General features: G+C 38.2%; 11 protein-coding genes. All 11 read left to right on the forward strand.

Features of this window, described 5'->3' with window-relative positions; genetic code table 11:
• Window positions 1-13 precede the first annotated feature (13 nt).
• Window positions 14-1,723, forward strand: coding sequence for a DNA polymerase/3'-5' exonuclease PolX (polX, locus tag UMU13_RS08355; protein WP_328218393.1), 1,710 nt, complete (start codon window positions 14-16; stop codon window positions 1,721-1,723).
• A 171-nt stretch (window positions 1,724-1,894) separates the two neighbouring features.
• Window positions 1,895-3,598 carry an FAD-dependent oxidoreductase gene (locus UMU13_RS08360; protein ID WP_328218394.1) on the forward strand — a complete coding sequence of 568 codons (1,704 nt, stop codon included), beginning with the start codon at window positions 1,895-1,897 and terminating at the stop codon, window positions 3,596-3,598.
• A gap of 15 nt (window positions 3,599-3,613) precedes the next feature.
• Window positions 3,614-4,825: a hypothetical protein gene (locus tag UMU13_RS08365; protein ID WP_328218395.1), complete on the forward strand. Its 1,212-nt coding sequence runs from the start codon at window positions 3,614-3,616 to the stop codon at window positions 4,823-4,825.
• A complete protein-coding gene (locus tag UMU13_RS08370; protein ID WP_328218396.1) occupies window positions 4,812-7,544 on the forward strand; it encodes a glutamate synthase-related protein in 2,733 nt (910 codons plus the stop codon). Before UMU13_RS08365 ends, UMU13_RS08370 begins: the two co-directional genes overlap by 14 nt.
• A gap of 778 nt (window positions 7,545-8,322) precedes the next feature.
• Window positions 8,323-8,982: an acetate uptake transporter gene (locus UMU13_RS08375; RefSeq protein ID WP_328218398.1), complete on the forward strand. Its 660-nt coding sequence runs from the start codon at window positions 8,323-8,325 to the stop codon at window positions 8,980-8,982.
• Between the two features lie 340 nt (window positions 8,983-9,322).
• Window positions 9,323-9,970, forward strand: coding sequence for a DUF502 domain-containing protein (locus UMU13_RS08380; protein ID WP_328218399.1), 648 nt, complete (start codon window positions 9,323-9,325; stop codon window positions 9,968-9,970).
• Window positions 9,971-9,996: 26 nt separating this feature from the next.
• Window positions 9,997-10,836: a shikimate dehydrogenase gene (aroE, locus tag UMU13_RS08385; RefSeq protein WP_328218401.1), complete on the forward strand. Its 840-nt coding sequence runs from the start codon at window positions 9,997-9,999 to the stop codon at window positions 10,834-10,836.
• Window position 10,837: 1 nt separating this feature from the next.
• Window positions 10,838-12,535: a type IV-A pilus assembly ATPase PilB gene (pilB, locus tag UMU13_RS08390; protein WP_328218402.1), complete on the forward strand. Its 1,698-nt coding sequence runs from the start codon at window positions 10,838-10,840 to the stop codon at window positions 12,533-12,535.
• A gap of 92 nt (window positions 12,536-12,627) precedes the next feature.
• The gene (locus tag UMU13_RS08395; RefSeq protein ID WP_328218403.1) at window positions 12,628-13,725 is read left to right on the forward strand and encodes a type IV pilus twitching motility protein PilT; all 1,098 of its coding nucleotides are present in this window, start codon (window positions 12,628-12,630) and stop codon (window positions 13,723-13,725) included.
• A gap of 79 nt (window positions 13,726-13,804) precedes the next feature.
• The gene (locus UMU13_RS08400) at window positions 13,805-15,016 is read left to right on the forward strand and encodes a type II secretion system F family protein (RefSeq protein ID WP_328218404.1); all 1,212 of its coding nucleotides are present in this window, start codon (window positions 13,805-13,807) and stop codon (window positions 15,014-15,016) included.
• Window positions 15,017-15,082: 66 nt separating this feature from the next.
• Window positions 15,083-16,732, forward strand: coding sequence for a two-component system sensor histidine kinase NtrB (locus UMU13_RS08405; protein ID WP_328218405.1), 1,650 nt, complete (start codon window positions 15,083-15,085; stop codon window positions 16,730-16,732).
• Window positions 16,733-16,827 lie beyond the last annotated feature (95 nt).

Below are 16,827 nucleotides of genomic sequence, written 5' to 3' on the forward strand. Positions count from 1 at the left end.
ATGGTCTGAATATATGGAAAATGCTTCAATAGCAGAAATACTTGAAGAGTATGCTAAATATCTTGAGATTAACAATGAAGATTTTTTCAGGGTGAGGGCTTATAATTCAGCAGCTCGTTCTTTACTGGGTCTTGATTTCAATATTGCTGAAATATTAAAAAGCGGTGAAGAACTCCCGAAAATCAAGGGTGTCGGTAAAAACATTCAGGGTCATATAGAAGAAATAGTCAATTCCGGAACTTTCCATGAGCTGGAAGAAATCAAGTCCAATACTCCTCAAATTTTGATTCTTATGAACAAAATTCCTGGAGTGGGGGCAAAAAAAGCTTTTAAGATACATAAGGAGCTGGGGGTAAATTCTCTTGGTGAATTGGAGTATGCCTGTATTGAAAACCGTCTGGCGATGCTGGATGGGTTCGGAGAAAAATCGCAAAATAAAATACTGAAAAATATTGAATATGTAAAATTAAGTATGCAGAGGCGTCTTCTGGCAGATGCCGAGGAAACAGCAGAAAAAATACGCAGTTTTTTTGAGAGCATTGGATATGTTGAAAAATATGAAATAGCAGGAAGTTACAGAAGAAAGCTCGAAACCGTTAAAGATTTGGATTTGGTTATAGTTGCCCAGGGTGAAAGTAATGTTCTTGATAAGATAGCAAAAGAGGGTTTCTTTGATGAGATCAGGGAGGGAGGAGAAAAAAAGATTTCAGCTGCTTTGGACGGGCTGCCTGTGGATTTAAGGTGCTTTGAAAAGGATGATTTTTACACAGCTCTACATCATTTCACAGGCAGTAAAGCCCATCATGAAAGATTGAGAGGGATCGCAAAAACAAAGAATTTTAAAATTAATGAATATGGTATTTTTCAGGGAGATAAAAAGTTAAAAGTAAGCAGTGAAGAAGATATATATGAGATTTTGGGGTTACATTATGTCCCTCCGGAGCTGAGAGAGGGGATTTTCGAATTTCGGGAGGATATGGACTTTGAAAACCTGGTTACAGAAGAGGACATAAAAGGCATTTTTCATATTCACACAAATTACTCAGACGGTGCAATGGCGTTACAGGATATTGTTGATTACTGCAGGAGCAGAAATTTTAAATACGCAGGTATCAGCGATCACAGCCGCAGTGCTTTTTATGCCGGGGGACTAAAAGATCAAGAGCTTTTTGATCAAATTGAGAAAATAGACGCTGTAAATGCTAAAAACAACGATTTTTTTGTTTTTAAGGGGATAGAATCAGATATTTTGCCTGACGGCAGTTTGGACTATTCAAAGGATGTCCTTCAAAAACTTGATTTTGTAATAGCCAGTGTTCACTCGCATTTTAATATGAGTATGTCTGAAATGACAGACCGGATTATAAAGGCGGTAAACAATCCGTGCACGAAAATCCTCGGTCATCCTACTGGCAGACTGCTTTTGTCAAGGGATGGATATCAGGTGGATATGTATGAGGTGATAAAAGAGTGCTGCAGAAATAATGTTATTATAGAGCTGAACTGTAATCCTTACAGGCTTGATATTGACTGGAGATATTTGCAGACTTTGATTAAGGAAGGCGGTCGGGTCATTTTATGTCCGGATGCTCATTCGAAAAACGGGTTTGAACATATGAAATACGGGGTTTTTGCTGCAAGAAAAGGCGGGTTAACCCCTGCTCACGTTCTGAATACTTTGGACACAGATGGAATTGCTGGAATTTTAAAAAACAAATGTTAATGCTATTCTTTCTTATATAATTAGGCGCATTATGATATATTGCCTGATAAAATAATATATTTACTCTTGATTGTATTTATTAAATAGTTTATGTTTTATTCTGTCAGTTTCGTTTTCAGATACTGATTTTGTATGTTATATTTTAGAAGAAGAACGATCCGGAGGTTTATTTTGAAAAGAATTCTGCCTGTATATGTTAATAAATTAAGCCCCTGTTATTCAAAAGATCATATGGGAAATACCGGCTGTCCCGCCGGTAATGATATACCACGTTTCTTAAGGCTTATTGCCTTAAGACGTTTTGAAGAAGCATTTTATGTTTTAAAAGAAACAAATCCTTTTTCAGCCGGTTGCGGCAGATTTTGCGATCATCCGTGTGAGACGGCCTGCAACCGGGCTAAATTTGATCAGCCTGTGGATATCAAAGCTTTGGAAAGGTTTATAGCCGACTGGGGATATGCAAACAATCTGCAGCCTAAAGATATTAAAAATGACAAAGATAAAAGTATTGCAGTTGTAGGCTCAGGTCCTGCAGGGCTGACTGCGGCTTATTTTTTGTCTAAAGAAGGTTATAATGTGACCGTTTATGAAAAACATTCCAAAGCCGGAGGTTTACTTTCGCAGGGCATTCCTGAATACAGATACCCTGATGAGATTCTTGAGAAAGAGCTGGAATATATTTATAAAACAGGTGTCAAAGTTAAGCTTAATTACGAAATCAATAAAAACAGGTTTATTGATCTTGCGGAAGAATTTGATGCTGTAATCGTTGCCACGGGAGCTCAAAGTCCGGGTGTCCTCAATATTGAGGGAGAAGATGACCCTGCTGTGGAGAATGGTATAAAATTCTTGACGGATATAAATTTAAATAATCTCGAAAAAGTTAATGTGGGCAAAAATGAAAAGATAGGCATCATCGGCGGGGGATATACCGCTTTTGATGTTGCAAGGTGTTCAGCCAGGCTTGGTGCAGATCCGCATATTATTTACAGAAGAACGGTTAATGAAATGACGGCACACCCCGGTGAAGTAAAAGACAGTGAAGAAGAGGGCGTTACTTTTCATTTTCTCAGACAGCCTGTGAGAATAAAACGCAACGGCGATAAACTTAAACTTGTTTGTTCTGTGATGAAACTGGGGCCCGTTGATGAAAGCGGGAGAGCTAAGCCTGTCCAGATGAAAGATGCATATGAAGAGTTTGAGCTTGACAGGATTGTTATGGCAGTAGGAGATAAACCTGATCTCTTTTTTGTGGGGGAAAGATTTATTAATGAGTATCCTAACCTTAACTGCCCTGATCTGCCCGATGAACTCAAAGATAAAATATTTATAGCCGGTGACTCAAGTATGGGTAATTCTGAGCTTGTTGGCATGGTCGTTAGGGCAGTCGGATCCGCTCAGATTACTGTGGAAAAAGTCAGAAAATTTTTGGGAGAAAAAATAGAGCCTTCGGAGAACAAGGAGATTTCTTTTTATAATACTATAAATACGAAATATTTTCAGGAAACCACCAGACTTGTTGAAAAGAGGATAGAGCTGGAGCAGAGGAAAAACACTTTTGAAGAGATAAATAAGACTATAGATGAGGATACGGCAGTGGTTTTTTCCGAGAGGTGTTTTTTCTGCGGCATATGCATTCAGTGTGACTGGTGTTATTATTACAGCGAGGGATCTCTGCTGAAACTGGGAAAGGAATGGTCACCGGCAATAGATGAGAGTTTTTATAAATATGTCCTTGATAAAATATCCGAAGCTTCTTTCAAAAGTGTTGAGGCCTGCCCAAGGTCTGCTTTGAGTATTACAGATGAAGATTCAAAGCTGATGGAAGTTTGTGATTATCAGTTTGTAAACTTTGACGAAATAAAAGGTAAATAGCCGGAGGATTTGACTATGGAAAGCTATGAAAATACAGGATTATATCCACAAAAAGAAATCAGTGTCAGGGAATTTTCCGGCGGCTCTGAAGGTATACCTTCAGGTGCATGCGGTCTGCTGGCTGCAGTTGGTGATTTCAAACTCAGTGCCCTTTTAAAGAGTGCTCTCTGCCTTCAATACAGAGGGAGAACCGGTGCCGGTGTTACACTTAAAGGGATTTACAAAGACCATAATTTCTATGTTTTTCATGTCATGTACAGAAACCAGCATAAAGTCAAGGAATTGGAGAATTTTATAGAAAGCTGGGGGGTTCATATTGTGGAATCTCAGGAGATGGTCCCCAGAAGACTTTATTATGAGTACGATATTCCTATAATTAAAAAGTATTATGTTGCTCCGCCGACGTTGGATGAAATCAGATACAGGGAGACCATAGATGATGAATATTTTTATATTTTAAAGCAGGTTACCAAATTTAATAAGATGTTTATTAAGGATGCCCGGATATTTTCCAGCTCCAAAGAAAACGGTACATTTCTGACTGCTTTTGAGCTTTTGGATACAATGAGAATATACGATTTGGAGCAATTTGAGGATGCCGATTACGAAGCCTGTCTTATACATTTGAGGTGGCCTACAAGCTCCGGAAGAGGGCTTTGGTGGGGACCTCAGCCTATTTCAGTGGGTGAAATAGCAGGAATTCATAACGGTCATCTTTCCAGCGACAAAGCTAATGCTATAGCTCTTGAGCAGCTGGGGATACACCTTCATGTGGGTACCGATTCTGAGGCTATTTTTCTTGAAGTTGATTACCTGTTGCGTAACGGCTATTCGATACAGGATATAGAGTGGATAATCAGCAGAAAGTTTCCATGTGAACTGGACAATATGAACGAAAATGAACGGCAGCGTTTCAATGAACTTGTTTCCGATCCTTATCTGAAAAAGATGAAAATGAGCGGACCGGCCACTTCAATTGTAATGTCTGAAGATGAAATTATAGGATTTACCGACAGGGATCATTTAAGATCTTTCAGTATAGGCTATAATGATAAAACGGCCTTTTTGGCCAGCGAACAGAGGGCAATAATTTCTGCGGCTTATTTCCTGCAGGAGGAACTTGACACTATTTATGATCCGGATGCAGGTAAAGTTGAGGGGTTTTCTGTTAAAAATAAAAAAATTGAGAAACTAAATTATGGGTGGAAAAGAGATGTACAGGTTTAATAGTAACGAAATTACAGTTAAAAGATCTATAAAATATGTAGAACCGGATAGTACCGGGATTTACGCTCAGGGAGCAAAGTATTGGGTTAAAGTTACTGATGATAAAGAGGAGCCTGGCAGAGGGTGCATACATTGTGCCACATGTGTTGAAGCTTGCACTCACAATTTGAAAAACCCGGACAGTGAAACCGGAGTTTTTGATATGGAAACCGTTTACTATGATGAGAAAGGAAACCGTGTCCAGCCTGACAATGACAGTATTAATTTTATCGAAAAAATATTGTGGATAAACCCTGATGAATGCTGCAACTGTAAAAGATGTGTAAAGATGTGTCCTCAGAGGGCAATAAAAGTAACGGATAACCCTGATTATAATGATATGGGGGTAAATCTGTCCAATGCTGAAATCATCAACAACTGTCTTTCCAGAGCAGACGGTAAATCAACTGTCAGCAGTGCACATCTGGGAAGATTTTCGTCCAAATTAAGTGAAGACTGGCTTATAGATGCTGCAGAAATACTCAGCCCCCAAAGGGATCATCTGCATGAGTATGCAGGAAGAATGGACAATATGTATCTGGGCAAAAGAAATGCTCGTTTTCATTGCAAAACGCCTATATTTGATGTTCATATGAGCTACGGCTCAAACAGCCACGAGGCTTTTCTTTCAAGAATCATGGCCAGTATAAAACTTGGCAGACCTTTTTTTACCGGAGAAGGATATATTCATCCTGATATGATGCCTGCAGCAAAGCACTGCATCCTGCAATTTGGCTCTGGCGGGTACGGCCCCTGGGTGGAGCTTGATAAATTTGCAGGAATTTCCATGAAATACGGACAGGATGCCAAAAAGGGAAAAGGCGGCAGACTCCAGGCCAAAAAGAATGATATTGAAATTGCTCTGTTAAGGTGTGTTGAAGCGTTAAGAAATCTTACGGCACCGAATCCCCAGCATTTGCAGTATTCGATAGAAGAACTCCCCATGCGGGTGGAGTCTTTGAGAGCACTGCTTGGTGAGGATAAATTAATAGGCGCCGATGTTTACGGTACAGCATGGAATTTTCAGGAAATAGTGGTGGCCCTTGCCAAAGCCGGCTTTGACTACATAACCGTAAAAGCCGGAGATGGTTCCACGGGCGCTGCACACTTAGTTGATATGCAGAACAGAGGGCTCAATGTCGTTTATCTTACTCACATAGCCGATCTTGCTTTAAGAAAAGAAGGTCTGAGGGAACAGATTTCAGTTATTGCTGAAGGCGGAGTATTGGATAGTTTTCATGCTTTTCTGGTTCTCCTGACTGGTGCTGATTTTGTTGGTATGGGAATGAGAACTTTACACCCCCTTGGATGTACTCTTTGCAGAAGATGTCATACAGGACAGTGTGCATGGGGCATTACCTCAAGACCTTATGGTACCAGAATTGACCCTGGTATGGGAAGCGAAAGAATAGTAAAAATGGTTGAGAGCTTTGTGGAAGATATGGAAGGTTTGGCCGCAGGCTTGGGGATGAGCAGTCATACCGATGTGGTCGGAGCAAGACGATTCAGGTACCATGGAAGCGATCCGCTTTTGTATGAAACATTCGGCAGAGGAGAAGCTGAGAAGCAGGTTGAAGAAGTGGCCATAAAAGAGCGTTATCACAAGATATTCAAGACAAAAAAGGAATTGAGAATACAATTTAAAGACTTTTTCCAGAATTCATTAGAAAATATTAAAGATGATACCATTACTATAGATGTGGGAGTTGATCAGGTGGACAGCAGAAGCCTGAATGTTTTAATGAAGGACGCAACTGAGAGAGGGGTGAAGAAGTTTGTTCTGGAAAATGTTGTGGGTCAGCGGATAATAGGTACCGGTGTAAAGGCTGATGAGATAACTGTAAAAGGATTGGTGGGCAACCATTCCTTTGCGTTTGTGCGGAATGTTAAAATAAATGTTGTTCCGACATCTGTGGGTGGTTTTAAAGTGCCCGGCAATACACAGGTGGGAGTGGCAAACACTTCCAATCCCCACGAAATTAATATCGCAGGGCATGTAAGTGACTTGTTTGCCGCATACGCTGTAAGCGGAACATTCCGCGTGGCAAAAAGCGGAGGAGTAAGAAACCTGCTTCTAATGAAAGCCGGAATTCCCGAGGAATGGAATAAAATAGATTTAAACAAATATGAAAATTATTCTGATGAAAAGATACTTGAGGATTTACTTTTGAACTACCAGGAGCGGAAGGCCAGACTGAGAAAAATGGGGTGGAATAAATTTATCCGCTCCCAGGAAGATAAAATTAATGACCGTAAGCCACCTGTGGCGGTTTTTGGTGTAGGTATAGAAAGGGGTATGGGTGATTATTTTATGGAATACGCCCAAGGCGGAATCGGTATTGTATTAAACGTTGTTAATAAAGATAATCCAATCGGATACTATATTTGCAGCGGAATGACAGCCGGTGCTGCATATATTCGTGGTAACATTTCCGATTCACAGCTTGGTGTTGGGGTGAAAAAAATCGAATATCTTACTGACTCTGATAAATCGATGCTCAAAAAGGAGATTGAGGACTTTCTTGATAAGTTTTTGAATATAAATATTGATGAAGAGTATGGTTCAAAACTCAGGGAATTTGCGGACAAATATAAAAGTGAACCCAGAATTGTATTGGATGAGTTTTGTAAAATTATCCCTGTTTCATCCGGCATAAGGGTTTCACGGATAAGTGAATAATTTATAATTTTTGACCGGTATGGGGCTTTATTGAATAGTTTTCAGGCATTTTAAGACCTTTGAATAACTAAAAAAAGTCACACCGAACTTGTTTCTGTATCTATAATTATTAGTAAGTTACGAGACCCTGTAGCACCAACCTGACAGGTTGGTAAATATGTGGAACACATTAAACAAATGATTACCTACGGTAAATTTATCTTCGCTATGCTCAGATGCTACAAGGTAAGAGCTTTGAATAATGTCTTTTTCTCCGTTTCAGGAAGTGGGACTTTAGTCCCGCATGCTTGATAATACTGGGTCTCGGAATAAACTTTGCACGGCTGAAGCCGAGCTTCCTGAATTATTCATAGCTCTCAGGGTGACAATAAAGCAATTATTTAAAAGCCTCGAAAAAAGTTATTAAAAGATTTTGAATTGTATCCAAAGCTGAGTATTAACATATAATTTATAAAGTTAATAAATTATAAATGCATAACCTGATTTTATTATCGAGCAATATATTCTTTGTATTAATTCAGTAGAAATAACATTTTTTTAAATGATTGTTTATAAAATTTCAGTAAAAAATTTAATATATAATATATCCTTGTTGAAAATAAGTTACAATTTTTATTTAATATAAAACTTTTTTATTTTTAATTTACAAAATAAAGTATTTGACATATATAATCCTGTTAAATAAAACATTTTTATATATAGGTTTTTATTAAATTTTGTTTGGTGTTTTATGATAAAGCATAACGAACCATTTTTTATTAAAATTAAAGGAGGTTTTATGAGTAACGGAAAATTTGCAGATGTAATTGTTGACAGAAAAGGGAAGGGTGAAGTCAAAGAAACATTTGACAAAGCTTCAAATGTAGCCGAAACAATAATTAGAGACACTTCGGCAAATCCTGCTCCACTCGGGCTTATGGGTTTTGGCATGACCACTATTTTGTTGAATATGCATAACGTTGGTTTATTCGGCCTCAGCAGTATGATTATTGCAATGGGTATTTTTTATGGTGGACTTGCACAAATTATCGCTGGTGTTATGGAGTGGAAAAAGAAAAACACTTTTGGAACTGTGGCTTTTACATCTTACGGTCTCTTCTGGATTACACTGGTGGCCATGATTTTGCTGCCGAAAGCCGGCTTGATTAGTGCTCCGGCAAGTCACGAGGTGGCTGCTTATCTGTTTTTCTGGGGAATGTTTACCCTCATTATGTTTATAGGTACATTTAAGATGAATAAAGCTTTAATGACTGTTTTCTTTTTACTGACTATACTTTTCTTTTTGCTGGGATTTGCAGATGCTACAGGTAATCCAATGCTGAAAGTGATAGCAGGATATGAAGGGATTTTATGCGGGCTTTCTGCCGTATATGCCGGTGCTGCTCAGATTTTAAATGAAGTTTACGGAAGGACTTTGCTTCCTCTCGGAGATTTGTAATCAATCAAATGTGTTCTTAAAAGATTTAAAGCCTCCTTTACGGAGGCTTTTTTATTTTGTATTATATTTTTGCCTATCTTATGCTATATTTATACAGTTTAATTATTTATATCTCAAGTTTCGCACTTCTCTGTGTCATTGCGAAACCCTGTGAAAAACAGGGTTGTGGCAATCTCAAAATGATATAAAAAGAGAGATTGCTTCGTCGTTATCACTTCCTGCCCTGTTAAATGCCACAGGCAATCAGCGAAGCTGATATTTAACAGGGTGAACAAAGACGTGCAATAAGTGCAAGTGCGAAACTTGTGTTAATATTTGGTTTTAGGAGCAGCTTTTTAATATGCACAGAGTTAAAGGGTATTTAAGAAATACTTTCTTACTTGGGATCCTGACTACTTTACCCATTATCATTACATATTTTTTTCTAAGTTTTATTTTCAAAAAAGTCACAGGCTTTCTTATTCCTTTCATTGATTTTGTAGCTTCTAAATTAGGTATAACACTTACTGTCTTTGCTAAACAGTCTCTCTCGTTAATAGTGTTAATTTTTTTACTTTTTATTATAGGGATAATCGCCAAAAATTATTTTGGTAAAAAAATCATAAGCTTTTTTGAATATCTTCTTGTAAAAATACCACTGGTCAGAGGGGTTTATTCATCAATCCGCCAAGTGGTGGAAACTTTTCAGGTTTCAGGCGGGACGAGTTTTAAGAAAGTAGTTCTTCTGGAATACCCCATGCAAAAAAAGTACAGCATTGGGTTTGTAACAAAAGAGACCTCCGGATTTTTGAATAATAAAGTTAACAATGAATCTTATAACATTTTTGTTCCAACCACTCCCAACCCGACTTCCGGATTTATACTTATAGTACCTAAATGCGAGGTTATAGAGCTTGATATAACTATTGATGAGGGTATAAGATTTGTTATTTCTGCCGGTTTGATTTCTCCGGAAGCCGCAGAAAAATTAAAATCAGGTTCAAAATAATAGTAAATTGTTCCAGGAGGTGGATATTGTTTTTTAACACCGGAATAATCGGTTTTCCCTTAAGGCATTCTTTGTCACCTTTGCTGCATAACTTTTTTATTTATCATGCTGAAGTAAACGGCGGTTATTGTTGTTTCGAGGTTTCCAAAGCTGATAATCTGCCAAAAACACTTTCCTTTTTAATAGAATCGGGGTTTGTTGGTGTTAATGTTACACTGCCTTATAAAACTGACATTATGAGATATATTGATAAAACAGATTCTGCAGCTTCAGAAATAGGCGCAGTAAACACGTTATTGTTCGGTGATAGTGGTATTTTAGGGTTAAATACCGATGTTTTCGGGATTGGAAAAACTTTTAAATATCATGGCATATCATGTTTGGGTAAAGATATACTCGTACTGGGAGCAGGTGGTTCAACAAAAGCTTTGCTGTATTATCTAAAGAGCCAGAGTTATAAATCTTTAACTATAGTAAACAGAACGCCGGTTAAGGGAGAAAAAATGCTGGCACACTTTGGCTTGAATAAGTGCAGGGTGAAAAATATTGACTCTTTGAAAAAATATAATGAATATGATATAATTATAAATACTACTTCAATGGGGCTGGATGGTGGAAGGTTTTTGGACATGTCTGATATAAAATGCAGAGAGTTTGCTTTTGATTTTCAATATTCCGTAAACTTGACACCATTCCTGAAAGAGTACTATAAACAGGATATTATTTGTTCAGATGGGCTGATGATGTTGATTTATCAGGGAGCCGAATCGTTTTCCAGGTGGGCAGAGAATATTTTTGTGAAGAAACAATTAAACATCGAAAAGGAACTTGAAATACTGAAAAAAAAATTAAGGAGAGCTGTCTGATATGCTTGCAAGAAAAATCGGTGCTATATTATTAAGTGAAAATCTTATTACCCATGAGCAGCTTGAGAAAGCCATCGAGGTTCAGAAAAAAGAAGGGGGGAGATTAGGCTCAACACTTATAAAGCTTGGCTATGTGGATGAGTCAAAAATTGCTGAATTTCTGAGTAAACAATATAATGTCCCCTATGTAAATCTCAAAGAAATTGATATTGATAACAGGATATTAAGCAGCATACCCGCAGACTTAAGCAGAAAATTTCTTGTCATACCGTTTGACAGGGAAGGTCAAACTCTGAAGGTGGCTATTGCAGATCCTTCTAATGTTTATGCAATCGAAGAACTGAGGTTTGTTACGGGGTTTAATATTAAGCCTTATGTTGCCGTTGAGTCTTCAATCAGAGAATATCTGGATATGCAGTCCGAATCTGTTGATAACACTCTGGCGGAACTGGAAGATATGGAAATTGCTGATATGGAGTATGAACAGGAGGAAGAGGAAGAAGTAAAGTTAGATGTGTTGAAAAAAGAAGTTGAGGATACTCCTACCGTTAAGCTTGTGAATCATATAATGAATGAGGCGGTTAAAAGGGGAGCTTCTGATATACATGTGGAGCCGTATGAGAAAATTTTTAGGGTAAGGTTCAGAATCGACGGCGTTATGCATGAATTTATGAGACCGCCTAAAAAGATTAGAAATGCAGTTATTTCCAGGCTGAAAATTCTGGCGGATCTGGATATAGCAGAAAGAAGGCTGCCTCAGGATGGAAGAATAAAATTAAAAGTTGGCAAACATTCTGTTGATATGAGGGTTTCAACACTTCCTGTACTGTTTGGTGAAAAAGTTGTTATGAGGATCCTTGATAAGAGCAGTCTTCAGCTTGATATGGAGAAACTCGGCTTTGAACAATCATCTCTGGATAAGTTTATAAAGGGAATTGAAAGCCCTTATGGAATGGTGCTTGTTACAGGCCCCACAGGAAGCGGTAAATCTACGACACTTTATTCAGCGTTGAGTAGACTAAATAAGGACGATGTCAATATTATGACAGCTGAAGATCCTGTTGAGTATAACCTTTTCGGGATAAACCAGGTCCAGATGAAAGAAGAGATAGGACTTAATTTTGCTTCTGCATTGAGATCATTTTTAAGACAAGACCCCGATATTATTATGGTAGGGGAAATCAGGGACTATGAAACTGCTGAGATAGCAATAAAAGCTGCTCTGACCGGCCACCTTGTTTTGTCTACACTCCATACCAATGATGCTCCCAGTACGGTAAACAGGCTGCTAAATATGGGAATTGAACCTTTTCTCGTGGCATCATCCACAGTTATTATTCTGGCTCAAAGACTGGCCAGAAAACTTTGCCCTTCGTGTTCGGAAGAAATTAAGCTCCCCAAAGAGGCTCTGTTGTCGGTAGGATTCAAAGAAGAGGAAATAGGGAAATTTAATCCAAAAAAAGGTAAAGGATGCGACAAGTGCAACGGCACAGGTTACAAAGGAAGAGTGGCTCTTTATGAAGTGATGGGAGTTACTGAAGGAATTAAGGAGCTTGTATTAAGAGGGGCTAATGCCAACGAGTTAAAAGCCAAAGCAATGGAAGAAAGTATGATTTCTCTCAGGAGAAGCGGACTGGAAAAAGTGAAAAAAGGGGTTACAACTATAGAGGAGGTAGTAAGGGTAACTTTTGAAGAATAAAATTTTTTGATAATTAGAAAAATAGTGTTATTATTAATAAAGGATGATTGAACAGTTCCCGTCCGTGGGCGGGGCGAGAAAAGGGGGAATTTATGTATTCTTTGCAGGAATTATTGCAGAAGATGATAGATATGGGCGCCACAGACCTTCATTTGACTGTGGGTTCCAGCCCTGTTTTCAGAGTAAACGGAATGCTTGTAAGAACAGAAGGTGAAGCACTCAGTGCAAATGATACAAAAAAGATGTGTTACAGCATAATGACAGAGGCTCAGAAAAAGACTTTTGAAGAGGAGCTGGAGCTGGACCTGTCCTTCGGTATAAAAGGGCTCAGCAGGTTCAGGGCAAACTTTTTTATGCAGCGGGGTGCTATGGCTGCAGCGATGCGCCGGATACCATACCAGGTTATGTCATTTGAACAGCTAGGTGTACCTAAAATTGTGGAAAGCTTGTGTGAAAAATCAAGAGGGCTTGTTCTTGTTACCGGGCCTACCGGGAGTGGTAAATCAACTACTTTGGCGTCTATGATTGATAAGATTAATCACGAAAAAAAGGTGCACATTATTACAGTTGAAGATCCTATTGAATACCTGCATAATCATGATAAAGCACTGATTAATCAAAGAGAGGTCAATTCAGATACAAAATCATTTGCAAAAGCACTCAAATACATATTGAGGCAGGATCCTGATGTTGCGCTTGTCGGTGAAATGAGAGACCTTGAAACCATTGAAGCGGCTTTGACTGTTTCAGAAACCGGACACCTTACTTTCGGTACACTTCATACGAACAGTGCTGTCCAAACGATAAACAGGATAATAGATGTTTTTCCTCCTCATCAGCAGTCTCAAATCAGAGCTCAGCTTTCTTTTGTTCTAGAGGGTGTCATATGTCAGCAGCTTCTTCAGACTTCCGATGGTAACAGCAGAGTGCTCGCTTGCGAGGTGCTTGTACCAAACTCAGGTATTAGAAATCTTATAAGAGAGGATAAGCTTCATCAGATATATTCTATGATGCAGTCAGGCCAGGCAGAACACGGTATGATTACAATGACACAGTCTTTATATGCTTTGTACAGGAAGAATTTAATTTCATATGAAGATGCTGTTAACAGAGCTGTATATCCCGATGAAGTTAGGCAGCTTATTGAAAGGGGAAATGTTGTCAGCAAAAAGAAAAGTGGACGTCTTTAAAAGCCGGACTACTCCTCCTTTGAATTCATCCTGGGGAAGTAGTCTGGTGAATATGTGGAACACATTAATGGAGGATTAAATGCCTAAGTATGTTTATAGTGGTGTTGATATGACAGGCAAGCCTGCCAGCGGACAGATCAGCGCCAAAAATAAAGCAGAGGCGGAGCAGGTACTTAAAAACCGTAAAATAAATGTCAGTCAACTCAAAATGGACTGGAAAAATATCGAATTATCATTTGGAGAGAAAATCAAAGACGAAGATTTGGTTATTGTTACCAGACAGATGGCTACTATGATCAATGCAGGTCTTTCTATCGTTAAGTGTTTGGAAATTGTAGCAAGTCAGGCACCGAAAAAGAAATTGAGGCAAATTTTTGAAGATGTGAAAAACCAGATAGAACAGGGCTCAACATTCAGCAAAGCTCTTGAAAAACATAAAAACGTTTTTGGAACATTATATATAAACATGGTTGCCGCCGGTGAGGCCGGGGGTCTCCTTGATACAATTTTGGACAGACTCTCCATCTACATGGAAAAATCCATGTCTCTAAAAAGAAAAGTTAAATCCGCAATGATGTACCCGTCGATAGTTTTAATAGTTGCAGTGCTTGTGGTATGGGGGCTGCTGGTTTTCATCATCCCCAAGTTTGAAGCCATGTACGAAGGTTTTGGTGGAACTCTGCCCGCACTTACCCAGTTTACCATAGGAATAAGCAATTTTCTCTCAAGCTGGTATGGAGGCGGCTTGCTGGCGGTGTTAATAATAGCACTGGTTGTTACTGTGGGAACAATTTATAAAAAATCCGAGCGTGGAAGGTATGCTATTGACCAGATGCTCCTGAAGGTTCCCAAAATCGGCGATCTTATTAAAAAAGTCTCGGTATCTAAATTTACAAGGACATTCGGAACGCTTTTGAGCAGTGGTGTGGCTATACTCGATGCTTTGGATATAGTTGCACGAACAAGCGGCAATAAAGTGATAGAAAAACACTTGTTGCGCAGTAAAGCTGATATCGAAGGTGGTAAAACAGTTGTTGCTCCACTGGAAAAAGCGGGAGTTTTTCCTCCGATGGTAACACAGATGATCTCAGTAGGTGAGGAAACAGGAGCACTTGATCAAATGCTCACAAAAATTGCTGACTTTTACGATGATGAAGTCGACAGAGCAGTGGATGGGTTAACAAAAATGATTGAGCCTTTGCTGATGATTTTCGTAGGAGGAGCGGTTGGATTTGTGATTATTGCGATGTATCTGCCGATCTTTAAACTTGGTTCAGTTGTGGGTGGCTAATTTTTCAGATGACTTGTTTTCAGGGATTTATCTGCTTGTTTACACTGATCGATGGTTTTTAATATTATGTCGTCTTTAAGCAATGACAGCAGTGAACCAAGTTCCGAATCTTCTGAACTTGTTTCTGAAAATGTCAACAACATACTAATACTTATCAGGTTATCCTTATACTTTTTTGTAATATTTTTTATTCTGATCCTTAATGCATTTTTTGAGACAAATATCCCCGGTATAACTGACGGGAAAGTTTTTATGCCCACTGAAAACAGCGTTTTCTTCAATATAGGACTGTTAATTGCTTTTTTTTCTCTTCTTGTTTTTTTTGCATCAAAACTGTTTTCAAAAATGCTGCTTTTTTATGTCCAGGCAATCTTTGATTTCTTTATTATAAGCTATCTTGTGATAAATACGGGTTTTACAGAAAGTCCTTTTCTTATTTTTTATGCCCTTATTGTAATTTACATAAGCTTTTTTGAGGGTGTTCGGGGTGGTATCAGTATAATTCTCGCTTTTATGATTTTTGTTGTTTATACGTTTATTTATTATGATCTTGTTAAAGATGTTAACATATCCAACTATGATTTTATACTAAGCATAAGTCAGTATTGTCTTGTGTTTTTGGTGGTTCTTTTTTTCTCATATTTCTTACATAAAAAATATGCAAAAAAGGAGCAGGAAACTGCTTTTTTCGAAAAAAAATTACGTGAGCTTGAAAATTTACACGAACTTGTAATTGAAAATATTAATATAGGAATTTTTGTTTTAAATTCTGCTGGCAGCATAATTTCATGCAACAGGTCTTCTGTGGAAATTCTTAAACTTGGCAAAAGCGCCATTATAGGTAAAAAACCGTGGCAGCTGATCCCTGGTATTAGAGGGGATATGGATATTGTTCACTTTAAAAACAAATACATTGGCTATAAATTTCAGGAATTTTCAGAAAATAAAGGCAATTTAGGCTCACTGCTGATATTTCAAGATGTTACTGAGCGTGAACATCTCAAGAAAGAACTGATAGAAAAAGAAAAACTTGCTTTCCTGGGTGAGTTTGCGGCAGTTGTTGCCCATGAAATTAAGAATCCGTTAGGTGCTATAAAAGGAAGTTTTCACCTTATAAAAAAGAGCGGGGGAACGAATAAACGGCTTATCCAGATTGTGGACAGAGAAATATCCCGCCTGGAACTGGCTTTAAATAACTTATTGTTTGTTACAAGAAACAGAAGTGTTGAAAGCGGAGAATTCTCAGTGGGCAATATCCTGGGGGGCGATAAAAGTCAGTCCAAGCCTTTCCTGGGTACAATTCTTGATGAGTTCTGCAGTTATATGGAGGATTACGAGGTTTTTGAAAAAATTACGTTTGAATACGAAGTGGAAGATGATTTTCAGATTCCCTTTACCAAGGAAGAATTTTATCAGATGTTCTGGAATCTTGTTCTGAATAGTTATGAGAACAGAAATGATAACGAAATAACCATTTCATCCAGCAAAGAGAATGGAAGAGTTACTGTAGAATACAGGGACAAAGGAACCGGCTTGAGCAGAGACATTCTGGATAAAATTTGCCAGCCGTTTTTCACCACTAAAAAATCCGGCACAGGTCTTGGGTTATATGTTATCAAATCTATTATGGATAAATATGGTTTACCATGTAGATTTTATTCCATTGATGAAGTGGAAAGTGATGGAGGCGGATTTGTTTTTCAGTTTTATATTTAGTTGAGATGTTACCAACGATTTGTTTGGATAAAAATCGTTAGCTATTGTGTTTTGCTTAATATTTTGATATAGAAATAAGAATTTTGAGCTGTTAC

Origin of the sequence: Flexistipes sp. (genome assembly GCF_036172515.1) — a bacterium.
Taxonomy (GTDB): domain Bacteria; phylum Chrysiogenota; class Deferribacteres; order Deferribacterales; family Flexistipitaceae; genus Flexistipes.

Excerpts from the sequence above, each read along its gene's own strand:
- UMU13_RS08365 (WP_328218395.1), top strand. The coding sequence starts at position 3,614 with ATGGAAAGCTATGAAAATACAGGATTATATCCACAAAAAGAAATCAGT.
- UMU13_RS08380 (WP_328218399.1), top strand. The coding sequence starts at position 9,323 with ATGCACAGAGTTAAAGGGTATTTAAGAAATACTTTCTTACTTGGGATC.
- UMU13_RS08400 (WP_328218404.1), top strand. The coding sequence starts at position 13,805 with ATGCCTAAGTATGTTTATAGTGGTGTTGATATGACAGGCAAGCCTGCC.
- UMU13_RS08370 (WP_328218396.1), top strand. The coding sequence starts at position 4,812 with ATGTACAGGTTTAATAGTAACGAAATTACAGTTAAAAGATCTATAAAA.
- pilB (WP_328218402.1), top strand. The coding sequence starts at position 10,838 with ATGCTTGCAAGAAAAATCGGTGCTATATTATTAAGTGAAAATCTTATT.
- UMU13_RS08395 (WP_328218403.1), top strand. The coding sequence starts at position 12,628 with ATGTATTCTTTGCAGGAATTATTGCAGAAGATGATAGATATGGGCGCC.
- UMU13_RS08405 (WP_328218405.1), top strand. The coding sequence starts at position 15,083 with ATGTCGTCTTTAAGCAATGACAGCAGTGAACCAAGTTCCGAATCTTCT.
- polX (WP_328218393.1), top strand. The coding sequence starts at position 14 with ATGGAAAATGCTTCAATAGCAGAAATACTTGAAGAGTATGCTAAATAT.
- UMU13_RS08375 (WP_328218398.1), top strand. The coding sequence starts at position 8,323 with ATGAGTAACGGAAAATTTGCAGATGTAATTGTTGACAGAAAAGGGAAG.